14 protein-coding genes are annotated in these 12,403 nt (G+C 69.8%); 5 read left to right on the top strand and 9 right to left on the bottom strand.

What is annotated here, in order from left to right:
* Positions 1–8 precede the first annotated feature (8 nt).
* The 4 genes from ACIBUY_RS38885 to ACIBUY_RS38870 form a co-directional block, all read right to left on the bottom strand.
* Positions 9–1,418, bottom strand: a complete 1,410-nt coding sequence (locus ACIBUY_RS38885; protein ID WP_399155169.1) for a purine-cytosine permease family protein — start codon at positions 1,416–1,418, stop codon at positions 9–11.
* Between the two features lie 104 nt (positions 1,419–1,522).
* Positions 1,523–1,981 carry a nucleoside deaminase gene (locus tag ACIBUY_RS38880; RefSeq protein ID WP_399155168.1) on the bottom strand — a complete coding sequence of 153 codons (459 nt, stop codon included), beginning with the start codon at positions 1,979–1,981 and terminating at the stop codon, positions 1,523–1,525.
* 15 nt (positions 1,982–1,996) lie between these two features.
* Complete coding sequence (locus ACIBUY_RS38875) at positions 1,997–3,391, bottom strand: purine-cytosine permease family protein (protein ID WP_399155167.1); 1,395 nt, start codon at positions 3,389–3,391, stop codon at positions 1,997–1,999.
* A 119-nt stretch (positions 3,392–3,510) separates the two neighbouring features.
* Positions 3,511–3,903, bottom strand: coding sequence for a PLD nuclease N-terminal domain-containing protein (locus ACIBUY_RS38870; RefSeq protein WP_365571296.1), 393 nt, complete (start codon positions 3,901–3,903; stop codon positions 3,511–3,513).
* 258 nt (positions 3,904–4,161) lie between these two features.
* Here ACIBUY_RS38870 and ACIBUY_RS38865 point away from each other — a divergent pair, with 258 nt between their 5' ends.
* Complete coding sequence (locus tag ACIBUY_RS38865; protein WP_365571299.1) at positions 4,162–5,619, top strand: menaquinone biosynthesis decarboxylase; 1,458 nt, start codon at positions 4,162–4,164, stop codon at positions 5,617–5,619.
* A 76-nt stretch (positions 5,620–5,695) separates the two neighbouring features.
* A complete protein-coding gene (gene mqnP, locus ACIBUY_RS38860) occupies positions 5,696–6,598 on the top strand; it encodes a menaquinone biosynthesis prenyltransferase MqnP (RefSeq protein WP_365571302.1) in 903 nt (300 codons plus the stop codon).
* Positions 6,599–6,678: 80 nt separating this feature from the next.
* On the opposite strand, the gene ACIBUY_RS38855 is transcribed toward mqnP, so the two are convergent.
* The 3 genes from ACIBUY_RS38855 to ACIBUY_RS38845 all read right to left on the bottom strand — a co-directional run bounded on the left by ACIBUY_RS38855 (position 6,679) and on the right by ACIBUY_RS38845 (position 9,067).
* Positions 6,679–7,704, bottom strand: a complete 1,026-nt coding sequence (locus ACIBUY_RS38855; RefSeq protein ID WP_365580671.1) for a hypothetical protein — start codon at positions 7,702–7,704, stop codon at positions 6,679–6,681.
* A gap of 101 nt (positions 7,705–7,805) precedes the next feature.
* On the bottom strand, positions 7,806–8,375 hold the full coding sequence (locus ACIBUY_RS38850; RefSeq protein WP_399155166.1) for a hypothetical protein: 570 nt from the start codon (positions 8,373–8,375) through the stop codon (positions 7,806–7,808).
* Between the two features lie 80 nt (positions 8,376–8,455).
* On the bottom strand, positions 8,456–9,067 hold the full coding sequence (locus tag ACIBUY_RS38845; RefSeq protein WP_365580666.1) for a rhomboid family intramembrane serine protease: 612 nt from the start codon (positions 9,065–9,067) through the stop codon (positions 8,456–8,458).
* Positions 9,068–9,162: 95 nt separating this feature from the next.
* On the opposite strand from ACIBUY_RS38845, the gene ACIBUY_RS38840 reads away from it, so the two are divergent.
* Positions 9,163–9,843: a UbiX family flavin prenyltransferase gene (locus ACIBUY_RS38840; protein ID WP_399155165.1), complete on the top strand. Its 681-nt coding sequence runs from the start codon at positions 9,163–9,165 to the stop codon at positions 9,841–9,843.
* Here ACIBUY_RS38840 and ACIBUY_RS38835 read toward each other — a convergent pair.
* Positions 9,840–9,968 (bottom strand): hypothetical protein, encoded by a 129-nt coding sequence (locus ACIBUY_RS38835; RefSeq protein WP_365580676.1) that lies wholly within the window; start codon positions 9,966–9,968, stop codon positions 9,840–9,842. The genes ACIBUY_RS38840 and ACIBUY_RS38835 overlap by 4 nt on opposite strands.
* 182 nt (positions 9,969–10,150) lie before the next feature.
* On the opposite strand from ACIBUY_RS38835, the gene ACIBUY_RS38830 reads away from it, so the two are divergent.
* Together ACIBUY_RS38830 and mqnE are read left to right on the top strand one after the other, a co-directional pair.
* On the top strand, positions 10,151–10,606 hold the full coding sequence (locus tag ACIBUY_RS38830; protein WP_164301061.1) for an Lrp/AsnC family transcriptional regulator: 456 nt from the start codon (positions 10,151–10,153) through the stop codon (positions 10,604–10,606).
* Positions 10,607–10,668: 62 nt separating this feature from the next.
* Positions 10,669–11,832 (top strand): aminofutalosine synthase MqnE, encoded by a 1,164-nt coding sequence (gene mqnE / locus ACIBUY_RS38825; RefSeq protein WP_399155164.1) that lies wholly within the window; start codon positions 10,669–10,671, stop codon positions 11,830–11,832.
* 1 nt (position 11,833) lies between these two features.
* Here mqnE and ACIBUY_RS38820 read toward each other — a convergent pair whose 3' ends face one another.
* Positions 11,834–12,358 (bottom strand): GNAT family N-acetyltransferase, encoded by a 525-nt coding sequence (locus ACIBUY_RS38820; protein WP_399155163.1) that lies wholly within the window; start codon positions 12,356–12,358, stop codon positions 11,834–11,836.
* Between the last annotated feature and the right edge of the window lie 45 nt (positions 12,359–12,403).

Here is a 12,403-nt window from a genome sequence, read left to right as displayed (position 1 = left end):
CTGATGCGTCAGACTGTACGACGCGAAGCGAACACCCGGCAAGCGATCGCGTACACCACCGCGCTCACCAGGAACCCGGCCACGCACGTCACATCGCCCAGTGAAGGCCACCGCTCGGGCGCCCAGCCCACGTACTTCTCCTGGTTCGAGAAGAGCGGCACGGAGACCGCGATGCCCACCAACAGGGCAGTGAATCCTGGCCAGTTGGTGAAGGCGGGGTTCGCGAGCCGCCCGGCGAGCTCGCCCTCGCCGACGCGCGCCGACCGCCACCGCTCCACCAGCACCACGCCCAGCCACGGCCCGATCCAGTACGCGATCACCAGCAGGAAAGCCTCGTACGCATGCCCCGCGTCGGCCAGCGACGACCAGGCCGCCGCCGTCCCCGCCGCGCCCGAGACCACCACGAGCGCGCTGCGGCCCAGCCAGCGCGGCAGCCGCAGGCCGAGCGCGGTGACCGACATCGCGGACGAGTAGATGTTCAGGGCGTTCGCCGAGACCGCGCCCAGGATGATCGCGACCAGCGTCAAGTGGCCCAGCCAGGACGGGAGATGACCGGTGAAGGCCGCCGTCGGCGTCGCGCCCGCGGGGGCCGCGATCGTCGCCGACGCCGCCCCGATCAGCGAGACCACGGAGACGGAGAGGAAGAGGCCGAGTGCCGGATACAGCGCGGTGCGCAGCCGGTTGGCCGTGCGCGGGAGGTAGCGCGAGTAGTCGGATGCGCCCGGGTTCCAGCCGGCCGCGTACCCCCACGCCGAACTGAACGCCAGCAGGAACCCGCCGATCCCGCCCCCGCCGCCGGGTGCCGACAGGTCCGCCTTGCCGACGGTCCACACCCCGGCCAGCAGGAAGACGAGGGCGAGGGCCGGGAACGCGTACTTCTCGAAGGCGTGCACGAAGTTGTGCCCGATGAAGCCGATCGCGACCTCGGCCACGACGACCAGGAGCAGCGAGGGCAGTGGCCGCAGGCCCGTCAGCGTATTGAGGGCGAAGGCGGCGCTGACGCTGTTCACGGCGAACCAGCCGACGCCCGCCACCAGGGCGTTGACCGCCGACGGCAGGGCGTTGCCCTGGTACCCGAAGGCGAGGCGCCCGATCACCATCTGCGGGACGCCGAACCGCGGCCCGTCGAGAGAGAGCAGCCCTTGCGTCAGCGAGCCGAGCGCGGTGCCGAGGAGCAGGGCGGCCGCGGCCTGCCAGAAGCTGAGCCCGAAGAAGAGGACGGCGATCACGCCGATGTAGACCGTGGCGAACTCGATGTTCGGCGAGGCCCACGTCCACAGCAACTGCCGTGGCCCGCCGTGCCGTTCGGCGTCGGGGATCGGCTCGGACCCGGCGGTCTCGACGGCGATGACCTTGTCGCCGTACGACGGTGCGGGAGGGGAGGAGCCGGCGCCGGCTTCGGGGGAGAGGGTCGTCATGCCCCCTGAGTGTCCGGGCGCGCGCGGCCGCCGCACAGGGGCGCACTGTCCGCTTCAGGGGGCGTGACGACGTACAACCTGTAGGGGGCTGTCCAGCGGCCGGGCTACTCGCCGATGTCCCCGATGTCTTCGTGCCACAGCTCCGGCTTGGCGGCGATGAAGTCCTCCATCATGCCGACGCACTCGGGGTCGTCGAGCAGCACGATCTCGACGCCGTGCTCGGCCAGCCAGTCGTGCCCGCCGTGGAAGGTGCGGGCCTCGCCGATGATGACGCGCGAGATGCCGAACTGGCGCACCAGGCCCGAGCAGTACCAGCAGGGGCTGAGCGTCGTCACCATCGTGGTGCCCTTGTACGTGCGCTGCCGCCCGGCGTTGCGGAACGCGTCCGTCTCGCCGTGCACGGACGGGTCGTCGTCCTGCACGCGCCGGTTGTGGCCGCGGCCGAGGACCAAGCCGTCGGCGGAGTACAGGGCGCCGCCGATCGGGATGCCGCCCTCGGCGAGACCTGCCTTCGCCTCCTCGACGGCGGTGGCGAGCCAGGTGCGGGCGAGATCGAGTTCCATGACGTACGAGCCTTTCTACACACGGGAGTTGATACGGTCGCGCCGCCCGAGCAGCGCGTACAGCAGGGCACCGACCGCGAAGCCGACCGGGCAGGTCAGATCGCCGACACCCGGCCACTGCGACGGTACCCAGCCGACGAACACGGTCTGGTTGGAGAACAGCGGCACCGACACCGCGACGCCGACGAGCAGCGCGATCAGCCCCGCGGGGTTGCCGAACGTGCGGTCCTGGAGGCGGGCGGCGAGCGCGTCGTCGGGCAGGGCGCGCAGCCAGTGCTCCATGAGGACGACGCCGAGCCAGGGTGCGATCCAGTACGCGATCACGAGCAGGAAGTTCTCGAAGGCGTGGCCCGCGTCGGCGAGCGAGGCCCAGCCGGCGACGGTGCCGACGACGCCGACGGCCGCGACGAGGGCCGCACGGTTCAGCCACGAAGGCAGCTTCAGGTCGAGCGAGGAGATGGAGACGGCCGCCGAGTAGACGTTCAGGGTGGCGGCGGCCATCGCGCCCAGGATGATCGCGACGAGGGTCAGGTTGCCGAGCCAGTCCGGCAGGTGACCGGTGAAGGCGTCGGTCGGGCTGGCCCCGGCGGGGGCGGCGAGGGTGGCGGAGGCCGCGCCGATCACCGAGACGACGGCGACCGACACGAACAGGCCGAGCCCCGCGTACCAGGCGGTGGCCCGGCGGGAGGTGTCCGCGGGCAGATAGCGGGCGTAGTCGGCGGCGCACGGGTTCCAGCCCGCCGTGAAGCCGAAGACGGCGCTGAAGGCGAGCATGAACCCGCCGAACCCACCGCCGGATCCGGACCCTTCGAGGGCGGCGCCCTTGAAGATCCACACCCCGGCGAGCAGGAACACCGCGGCCAGGACCGGGAACGCGTACCGCTCGAAGCGGTGCACCAGGTCGTGGCCCACGTATCCGATGACGATCTCGAGGACGACCAGGATCAGCAGGCTGGGCAGCGGCGGAAGGCCGGTCAGCGAATTGAGCGCGAAGGCGCCGCCGACGCTGTTCACGGCGAACCAGCCGACGCCCGCCACCAGGGCGTTGACCCCGGACGGCAGGGCATTGCCCCGGTACCCGAACGACAGCCGCCCGATCACCATCTGCGGGACGCCGAACCGGGGTCCGTCCGTCGACAGCAGCCCGTGCGCCAGGGAGCCGAGGCCCGCGCCGAGCACCAGGGCGGCGGCCGCCTGCCAGAAGCTCAGGCCGAACGCGGAGACGGACAGCACGCCGATGAACACGGTCGCGAACCCGACCTGCGGCGAGGCCCACGTCCACAGCAGCTGACGGGGACTGCCGTGGCGCCGCCCGGCGGGTACGGGCTCGGCCCCGTGCTCCTCGACGGCGATCAGCTTCTCGGGACCGGTGGCGACATCGGGCGCCTGGGCATGCGGGGGTCTGGACACGGGGAGCACAGGGAAAGGGGCCTTCACGGGGAGCGGGGCGGAGGTGGGCGTTCCGTTCCAGTGTGCGCTACAGGCATCCCGCGTTTTGAGGGCCCTAGGTCCCTCGCCCCCGGGGTCGCTCAGTCGGTGCCCTGCTCGCCGCTCTCGCGCCGGCGCAGCTCCTCCTCGCGGCGGCGCAGATCGGCCTCCCAGTCCTTGAGGAGCGCCTCGTCCTTCTTGTTGTCCTCCTTGAGGGAGGCCAGGAACTCGGGGTTGTCGTCCGGTGCGACGTACTGCGTGCGGTGGTTGCGGTGCCACTCGGAGGGCGTGGCGCCCCCGGCGGGCGCGTGCCGCCGCCTGCCCGCCGCCAGCCAGGCGATCGGGCCGATGAGCACCTCGCCGAAGAACAGGATGATGAGCACCCAGACCACCTTGGGCAGGCCGCGCACCTCCTCCTCGGGAGTGTTGAGGCAGTCGATGAAGGCGTAGATCCACAACGCCAGGACCAACAGAAACGGCAGATACCTGAGCACGACCGGGCAACCCCCTTGCAAGATGACGCGCACAGGTTAGCGGGAACGGGCACGGGGCACCGGGCTGTTGATCGCGGCGGGGCTGTGCTGCGCGTACGCGGGCTGGTTCCTGTTCGTCCCTGCTGTACGGCAGCGACGTCGACAACGTGCACGGCACGAACGCCCGCCGGGCCGCCGCCCTGTGCGCGGCCGGGGCCTGAGGGTGCGTCTCCCCGGCCCGCGGCAAGATCTCCCACCGCGGATGACAAACTGGAACGCATGGCTTACGACGATCTTCGCTCCCTGCTGAGGGCACTGGAGCGCGAGGGCGACCTCAAGCGCATCAAGGCCGAGGTCGACCCGTACCTGGAGGTCGGTGAGATCGTCGACCGCGTCAACAAGGCGGGCGGTCCCGCCCTGCTCTTCGAGAACGTGAAGGGCTCGGCGATGCCCCTCGCGATGAACGTGTACGGGACCGACCGGCGCCTCCTGAAGGCCCTCGGCCTGAAGTCGTACGACGACATCAGCGAGAAGATCGGCGGCCTGCTCAAGCCGGAGCTGCCGCACGGCTTCGTCGGCATCCGCGAGGCGTTCGGCAAGCTCGGCGCGATGACCCACGTACCGCCGAAGAAGGTGAAGTCCGACCACGCGCCCGTCCAGGAGGTCGTCCTCACCGGCGACGACGTCGACCTGGAGCAGCTGCCCGCGCTGTTCACCTGGCCCGAGGACGGCGGCTCCTTCTTCAACCTGGGGCTCACGCACACCAAGGACCCGGAGTCCGGCGTGCGCAACCTCGGGCTCTACCGCCTGCAGCGCCACGACAAGCGCACCATCGGCATGCACTGGCAGATCCACAAGGACAGCCGCAACCACTACCAGGTGGCCGCCAAGCGCGGCGAGAAGCTGCCCGTCGCGATCGCCTTCGGCTGCCCGCCCGCCGTCACGTACGCGTCGACGGCCCCGCTGCCGGGCGACATGGACGAGTACATGCTGGCCGGGTTCATCCAGGGCAAGCGCGTCGAGATGGTCGACTGCAAGACGGTTCCGCTGCAGGTTCCGGCGCACGCCGAGGTCGTCATCGAGGGCTGGCTGGAGCCGGGCGAGATGCTGCCCGAGGGCCCCTTCGGCGACCACACCGGGTTCTACACGCCGCAGGAACCCTTCCCCGCGCTGAAGATCGACTGTGTGACGATGCGGCGCCGCCCGCTGCTCCAGTCCATCGTCGTCGGGCGGCCGCCGACCGAGGACGGGCCGCTGGGCAGGGCCACGGAGCGCTTCTTCCTGCCGCTGCTCAAGGTGATCGTCCCGGACATCGTCGACTACCACCTGCCGGAGTCGGGCGGCTTCCACAACTGTGCGATCGTCTCGATCGACAAGAAGTACCCGAAGCACGCCCAGAAGGTGATGAGTGCCATCTGGGGCGCGCACATGATGTCGCTGACCAAGCTGATCGTCGTCGTCGACTCCGATTGCGACGTGCACGACCTTCATGAAGTGTCGTGGCGGGCCCTCGGGAACACGGACTACGCCCGCGACCTGACCGTGGCCGAGGGGCCGGTCGACCACCTCGACCACGCCTCCTACCAGCAGTTCTGGGGCGGCAAGGCGGGCATCGACGCGACGAAGAAGTGGCCCGAGGAGGGCTACACGCGGGACGGCGGCTGGCCCGAGATGGTCGTCTCCGATCCCGCGACACACGAACGGGTGACAAAGCGCTGGAAGGAGTACGGGCTGTGATGCCTGTCCGCAAGATGAGGTCCAGCGCGGAGACGGGGTTTCCCCGCCGACGCGGGGGTGAACCGGAGTACGGACTGTGAGCGCAGCTGAAGGAGTCCTCCCGCAGCCGGGACGGACCAAGGCGTTCCTGCGCCTGGTGATGATCGAGCACTCCGTCTTCGCGCTGCCCTTCGCCTACATCGCGGCGCTGACCGCGATGTTCGAGTGGGACAGCAACATCCACTGGGGCCGGCTGCTCCTGGTCACCATCTGCATGGTGGGCCTGCGCACGTTCGCGATGGCGGCCAACCGGATCATCGACCGCGAGATCGACGCCCGCAACCCGCGCACCGCGCACCGCGAACTCGTCACGGGCGCGGTGTCCGTGAAGTCGGCGTGGACCGGCGCGCTGATCGCGCTCGTCATCTTCCTCGGCGCGGCCGCGCTCCTGAATCCGCTCTGCCTGGCGCTGGCGCCCATCGCGGTGATCCCGATGGTCGTCTACCCGTACGGCAAGCGGTTCACGAACTTCCCGCAGGCCATCCTCGGTCTCGCCCAGGCGATGGGCCCGATCGGCGCGTGGATCGCGATCACGGGCGAGTGGTCGTGGACCGCGGTGATCCTCGGCCTCGCGGTCGGCGTCTGGATCGGCGGCTTCGACCTGATCTACGCGTGCCAGGACGTGGAGACGGACCGCGAGGTCGGTGTGAAGTCGGTGCCGGCGCGCTTCGGCATCCCGGGCGCGATCTGGGGCGCGCGCGTCTGCCACTTCATCACGACGGCGCTGTTCGTCTGGTACGCGGTGGTCACCGACGCCGGGACGTTCTTCTGGGTCGGTCTGGTGATCGTCGCGGGCGCTTTCGTGTACGAGCACAGCATCGTCAAGCCGCATGACCTCAGCCGCCTGAACCGGGCGTTCTTCCAGGTCAACGGGTTCATCGGGATCGCGCTCTTCGTGTGCGCGCTGCTGGACCTGCTGGTGCGGGGGCTGACGGTCTAGCGCTTCCTGTACGTGGTTGAGGGCGGCGGCACCGATGCGGTGCCGCCGCCCTCAACCGTTTCCGTGCGCGGGTCCGGGTCCTACTGGAGGTCGCCGCCCTGCATCGCGGCGTACATGAACGCGCCCATCAGGTCGGAGACGCCGAGCTTCTGTGCGCCCTTGGGGGCGGCGACGGCGTCGGCGCCGTCGTTCAGGGCGATGGTGGCGGGGAGCTTGCCCTTCGTGTCCTCGGCGAGGTCGCTCAGGTCGAGGGCGAGGGCGGAGATCTTGCCGTCCTTGATGGCGACGTCGATGTTCACGTCCTTGTCGGGGACGTCCGAGGCCTTGAAGCCGTCCTTCTGCTTCAGCGACTCGAGCGTCGACTCGACGCTCTCGGCGGCCTTCTTCGCCGGGACGGTGACCGTGACGTGGTCGACGCCGTCCTTGCTGCCCGCGTCCTTGTACGTGGCGTCCTCGGTGAGGGTCTTCTGCAGGGATTCGATCACCTTGCGCTGGGCCTTGGCGTCCAGCGACGAGCTGTCCGGCAGCTGCGAGTCGGTGCCCGTCTCCTTGGCGAACTCCTCGAACTCCTTCTGGTCCATGCGGACCCAGCTGCCGTTGAGCGCGGCGCGGACCGGCGCGGGCATGCCGTCCGCGCTGTCGAGGAACTCCTGGATCTCCTTCTTCTCCTTGGCGGAGGCCTCGCCCAGCGCCATGACCTGCTTGAGGTCGAAGCGTATGTAGAGCTGCTTGCCGACGCCGCGGACTTCCAGGACGTTCGTGCCCTTGCTGCTGACGGCGAGCGACAGGCCCTTCGCCTCGCTGTCGTTCCGCACGTCCTTGAGCGGCCGGTCGTAGGCGACACCGGCCGACGCCTTCAGGTCGGCGAGCATCTGCGCGTCGGCCCTCTTGAAGTCCTTCTCGCCCTTCATCGCGGCGTAGATCTGGTCGGCGCTGCCGTCGAAGGTGAGCGTCGCGCCGATGCTCTTCTCCTCGCCGAGCTTCGTGAACGCCGAGCTCACCTTGGCGCCGGCGCCCTCCTTGTCGCCGGGCCCGCAGGCGGCCGTGGCGGCGGCGATCACCGTGACGGCGCCGACGGCACCGAGAACCTTGAGCTTGCTGGGCATGACGGAACTCCGGAGGAAAGTGCGGTGGGTTGTCGCGTCAACGGTAGATAAGCGAAGTCTGTGCACCGCAGGGCAAGAGACCCGGGTCCGCGGGACTTTCGTCACGTGCCTGCCGGGTCGGAGCGCAGCAGCCGCAGGAACGCGTGGAGCCCGCTGATGATCTCCCGGTTGTCCGTCAGCCGGTCGACGACCGACTCGAACTCGCGGCCCATCAGTTCGACGCGGCGGTCCGTCCGGTCCGCCCGCTCGTGCGCGGACAGGCCGACGGCGTCGATGGCGGTGCGCACCCGGCCCACGTCGCGGTACGTCTCCTCGGTCCTGCTCTCCTGGATCGCCGTGGTCCTGCGCAGTTCGGCGAGTGCGGCGCGCACCTCGACGACGTCGTCGCGCGGATGGCGCACCTCGGTGGAGAGCACCCGCAGCCGGTGCAGCAGCGCACCGAAATAGGCGCCCGCGGGCCGGAACAGGGTGCTCAGGAGAGAGCAGCCCGCGAGCCAGTAGCCCGCCGCGCGCCCGGTGGCCCAGGCGGCGAGGACCGCGACGGCGGCCGTACCCAGGTGCGCGCCGATCGCGGTGCGCAGCATGACGGTGGCGATCCGGGCGGCCTCCGCGTCCCGGTCGGCGGGGACGACGATCCCCTTCTCCCGGCTGACGGCGGCCTCGTGCACCACGGAACGGGCCCGGAAGTACAGGTTCCAGGGCGCGGTTCACGGACCGGGGGACACCTGAGTCCGTGTGCTCAACTCCGTACTCAGGTAAGGGACTTGGGGGTCGGGTGGCTGGTCTGGCGGCGGCTGAAGAGGAACGCGGCGGCCACCCCGGCCACGAGCCCGATGAGGTGGCCCTGCCAGCTCACGCCCTCGTTCGTCGGGGACAGGCCCGCCAGGAACGTCGTGCCCCAGTACGCCGCGACGAGCAGGCCGACGACGATGCCCAGCGGCCTGCGCTCCACGAAGCCGCTGAGGACCACGAAGCCGAAGAGGCCGAATATGAGGCCCGACGCGCCCGCCGTGTTCGAGTGGTCGGGGGCGACCAACCACACCCCGAGGCCGTCCGCGACGACGATCAGCGCACTGGCCAGCAGGAAGCGGCGGATGCCGGAGAGCGCCGCTATGAAGCCGAGGACGAGCAGCGGTATCGAGTTCGCCGCGACGTGGCCGAAGCCGAAGTGGATGAAGGCCGCGGGGACGACGTCGATCAGCTCGGCGGGGTCGCGCGGCTGTATGCCGAGACCGTCCAGGGCGTGGCCCGATGCCACGTCGATCACTTCGAGCAGCCACAGCAGGGCCACCCACCCGACCATCAGCTGACCGGCGAGGAGCACCCGCCCGCCCGCTCGTGCCGCACTCGTGCCGTTCGTCATCTCAGCCCCCACCCCCATGGGCCCGCCTGTTACGGACCCAACGCCTACGGCCCCTGCGCAAGTTCCCATGGTGGGCCGCCGGATAGGCTCGTGGTGTGGAGCACGTCAACGCAACCAGCCGCACCCCCTGGGTCGTCGGGGTGTCCGGCGCATCGGGAACCCCGTACGCCGCTTCCGTGCTGCGCGCCCTCCTTGCCGCGGGCGAGGCCGTGGACCTGGTCGTCTCGCGGGCCTCGCGGCTCACGCTGCTCGACGAGACGGGCATCTCCTTCCGGGACGCGCACTGGCGCGAGGACCTGGGGGAGTGGCTGGCGCGGGGTGCGGACGGCAAGCCCGGCACGTTCGGCGACATCGATCTGAGCGACGTACGGCACTGGCCGGCGGGCGATCTGGCCGCGGGTCCGTCCTCGGGTTCGTACCCGGTCAAGGGCATGATCATCGTGCCCGCGTCGACGGCGTGCGTGGCGGGGGTGGCGCTCGGCCTGTCGAAGGACCTGCTGCAGCGCGCGGCGAGCGTGACGCTCAAGGAGGGGCGCAGGCTGGTGGTCGCGGTCCGGGAGACGCCGCTGAACGGGCAGACGCTCAAGCACCTGGTGACGCTGGACGGGGCGGGCGCGGTCGTGCTGCCCGCCTCGCCGGCGTTCTATGCGGGGGCGACGCACATCCAGGATCTGGTGGACTTCGTCGCGGGGCGGGCGCTGGACGCGGCAGGAGTGCCGCACACGCTGTACCGCCGATGGGAGGGAGAGCTGGGGGGAGGCTCTCGTGAGCGCTAGCGCTTCTTGGCGCGGGCGGCGGCCTTCTTCGCACGGCGCCCGGCGGCGGACTGGTGGACACGGGAACGATTGGCCTGGTCCTGCATCTCGCGCATGCGGGCGTAGGCCATCTCGATCGTGAACACGGTGACAACACTCCTGAAATTCGATGACTTCGATGACTTCGATGAATCGGTGACTCGATGAGTCGGCGGATCTTCGGTGATCCGGTGACTGAGCTTTAGATCTTGCGGGGTGTCGCCCCCGCACGCCTTAGATTCTACACGTAAACTCGCGTCAACGCTGAATAATGAAAGGCTTTGGACCTATGGACGCCGTGGACAGGCAGCTCATCCAGGCCCTGCGCGAGAACGGCCGCGCCTCGTATGCGGAGTTGGGCCGGCTCGTCGGCCTGTCCGGGCCGAGCGTCACGGACCGCATCAACCGCCTCGAGGCGGCCGGCGTCATCACCGGCTACCGCGCCACCGTCGACTCCGCCTCGCTCGGCCTCGGCGTCACGGCCCTCATCGGCATCTCGCTCTCGGACGCCGCCGACCACGAGGACGTCGCCCGCCGCCTGAAGGACCTGCACGAGATCGAGGACTGCTGGTTCATCGCGGGCGACGACTCCTACATGCTCAAGGTGCGCATCGGCGACGTCGACGGCCTGGAGAAGACGATCCGCCGCCTCAGCGGCACGAAGGGCGTCTCCCGTACGCGCACGACGATCGTGCTCTCCACGAAGTGGGAGAACCGGGTCGGGGAGCTTCCCGAAGAGGTGTGAGCAGGCCTGTCGGTGCGGCAGCGTACGGTGGGCGGAGGCTTTGAGTGAGGAGAGGTACGGGCATGGACGCAGGGCTCAAGCGCGAGCTGGAGCAGAAGGTCAGGGACGGTGAGCGGCTGTCCCGCGAGGACGGCATCGCGCTCTACGAGTCGGACGACCTGGCCTGGCTCGGCGGCCTCGCCCACGAGGTGCGGACGCGGAAGAACGGCGACGTGGTCCACTTCAACGTCAACCGTCACCTGAACATGACGAACGTGTGCACCGCCTCCTGCGCCTACTGCTCGTTCCAGCGCAAGCCGGGCGAGAAGGACGCGTACACGATGCGCATCGAAGAGGCCGTCAAGCTCGCCAAGGCGATGGAGAGCGAGAACCTCACCGAGCTGCACATCGTCAACGGCCTGCACCCGAACCTGCCGTGGCGGTACTACCCGCGCTCGCTCAAGGCCCTCAAGGAGGCCCTGCCGAACGTCGGGCTCAAGGCGTTCACGGCCACCGAGATCCACCACTTCGAGAAGATCTCCGGCCTGACCGCCTCCGAGATCCTCGACGAGCTGATCGAGGCCGGTCTGGAGTCGCTGACCGGCGGTGGCGCCGAGATCTTCGACTGGGAGATCCGGCAGCACATCGTCGACCACGACACCCACTGGGAAGACTGGTCGCGGATCCACCGCCTCGCGCACGAGAAGGGCCTCAAGACCCCGAGCACCATGCTCTACGGGCACATCGAGGAGCCCCGTCACCGCGTCGACCACGTCCTTCGCCTGCGCGAGCTGCAGGACGAGACCGGCGGCTTCCAGGTCTTCATCCCGCTGCGCTACCAGCACGACTTCGTGGACATGAAGGACGGGAAGGTGCGCAATCGCCTCCAGGCCCGTACGACCATGGCCACCGGAGCCGAGGCGCTGAAGACCTTCGCGGTCTCCCGCCTGCTGTTCGACAACGTGCCGCACGTGAAGTGCTTCTGGGTCATGCACGGTCTGCAGACCACCCAGCTCGCGCTCCAGCACGGCGCCGACGACATGGACGGCTCGGTCGTCGAGTACAAGATCACGCACGACGCGGACAACTACGGCACGCCGAACAAGCTGACCCGCGAGGACCTGCTGGACCTCATCAGGGACGCCGGCTTCCGGCCCGTCGAGCGGAACACGCGGTACGAGATCATCCGCGAGTACGAGGGCTCCGACCCGGGGCGCCGGGACTCGCCGCAGCCGATGCGGGTCTGAGTCACCGCAGCGGCAGCATCATGTGGACGTCGTCCCTGTCGTCGCCCGGGGCCACCCGGATCGCGCCGGGGACGCGGCCGACCTCCTTGTATCCGCACGCCGCGTAGAAGGAGTCCGCGCCCGTGCCGCCGCGGCACGTGAGGCGCAGGGCCTCGATGCCGTCGAAGCCGCGGGCCGCTTCCTCCGCCGCCGCCATCAGCGCCCGGCCGTACCCCTTGCCCTGGTGTGCGGGGTGCACCATCACCGTGTAGAGCCACAGGTGGTGGCGCATGAGGCGGTGCTGGTTGAAGGAGAGGAACGCGGTCGCCGCGATCCTGCCCTCCTCGTCGTGGCCGACCAGGAGACGGGTGCGGTCCTCGGCCATCGCCACGAGGTGCCGCATCAGCTCGGGCCGTATCTCGTCGGGGGTGACGGGCGGGACGAAGCCGACGGCCCCGCCCGCGTTCGAGACGTCCGCCCACAGGGCGAGGACGCCGTCGCGCAGCGCCGGGTCGATCGACGGGTCGAGAGTGAACGTAAGCGGCATGGGCGGAGAGTAACCCTTACATGCGGGACCGCTCAACAGCGTCTC

Source organism: Streptomyces sp. NPDC050085 (assembly GCF_044460595.1).
Lineage (GTDB): Bacteria > Actinomycetota > Actinomycetes > Streptomycetales > Streptomycetaceae > Streptomyces.
The sequence above is the reverse complement of the archived record's forward strand: the minus strand, read 5'-3'. Positions and strand labels throughout refer to the sequence as shown.

Bases quoted from the DNA above. Each gene is read 5' to 3' on its own strand.
- ACIBUY_RS38885 (WP_399155169.1), bottom strand. From the start codon at position 1,418: ATGACGACCCTCTCCCCCGAAGCCGGCGCCGGCTCCTCCCCTCCCGCA.
- ACIBUY_RS38880 (WP_399155168.1), bottom strand. From the start codon at position 1,981: ATGGAACTCGATCTCGCCCGCACCTGGCTCGCCACCGCCGTCGAGGAG.
- ACIBUY_RS38865 (WP_365571299.1), top strand. From the start codon at position 4,162: ATGGCTTACGACGATCTTCGCTCCCTGCTGAGGGCACTGGAGCGCGAG.
- ACIBUY_RS38855 (WP_365580671.1), bottom strand. From the start codon at position 7,704: ATGCCCAGCAAGCTCAAGGTTCTCGGTGCCGTCGGCGCCGTCACGGTG.
- ACIBUY_RS38845 (WP_365580666.1), bottom strand. From the start codon at position 9,067: ATGACGAACGGCACGAGTGCGGCACGAGCGGGCGGGCGGGTGCTCCTC.
- ACIBUY_RS38830 (WP_164301061.1), top strand. From the start codon at position 10,151: ATGGACGCCGTGGACAGGCAGCTCATCCAGGCCCTGCGCGAGAACGGC.
- mqnE (WP_399155164.1), top strand. From the start codon at position 10,669: ATGGACGCAGGGCTCAAGCGCGAGCTGGAGCAGAAGGTCAGGGACGGT.
- ACIBUY_RS38820 (WP_399155163.1), bottom strand. From the start codon at position 12,358: ATGCCGCTTACGTTCACTCTCGACCCGTCGATCGACCCGGCGCTGCGC.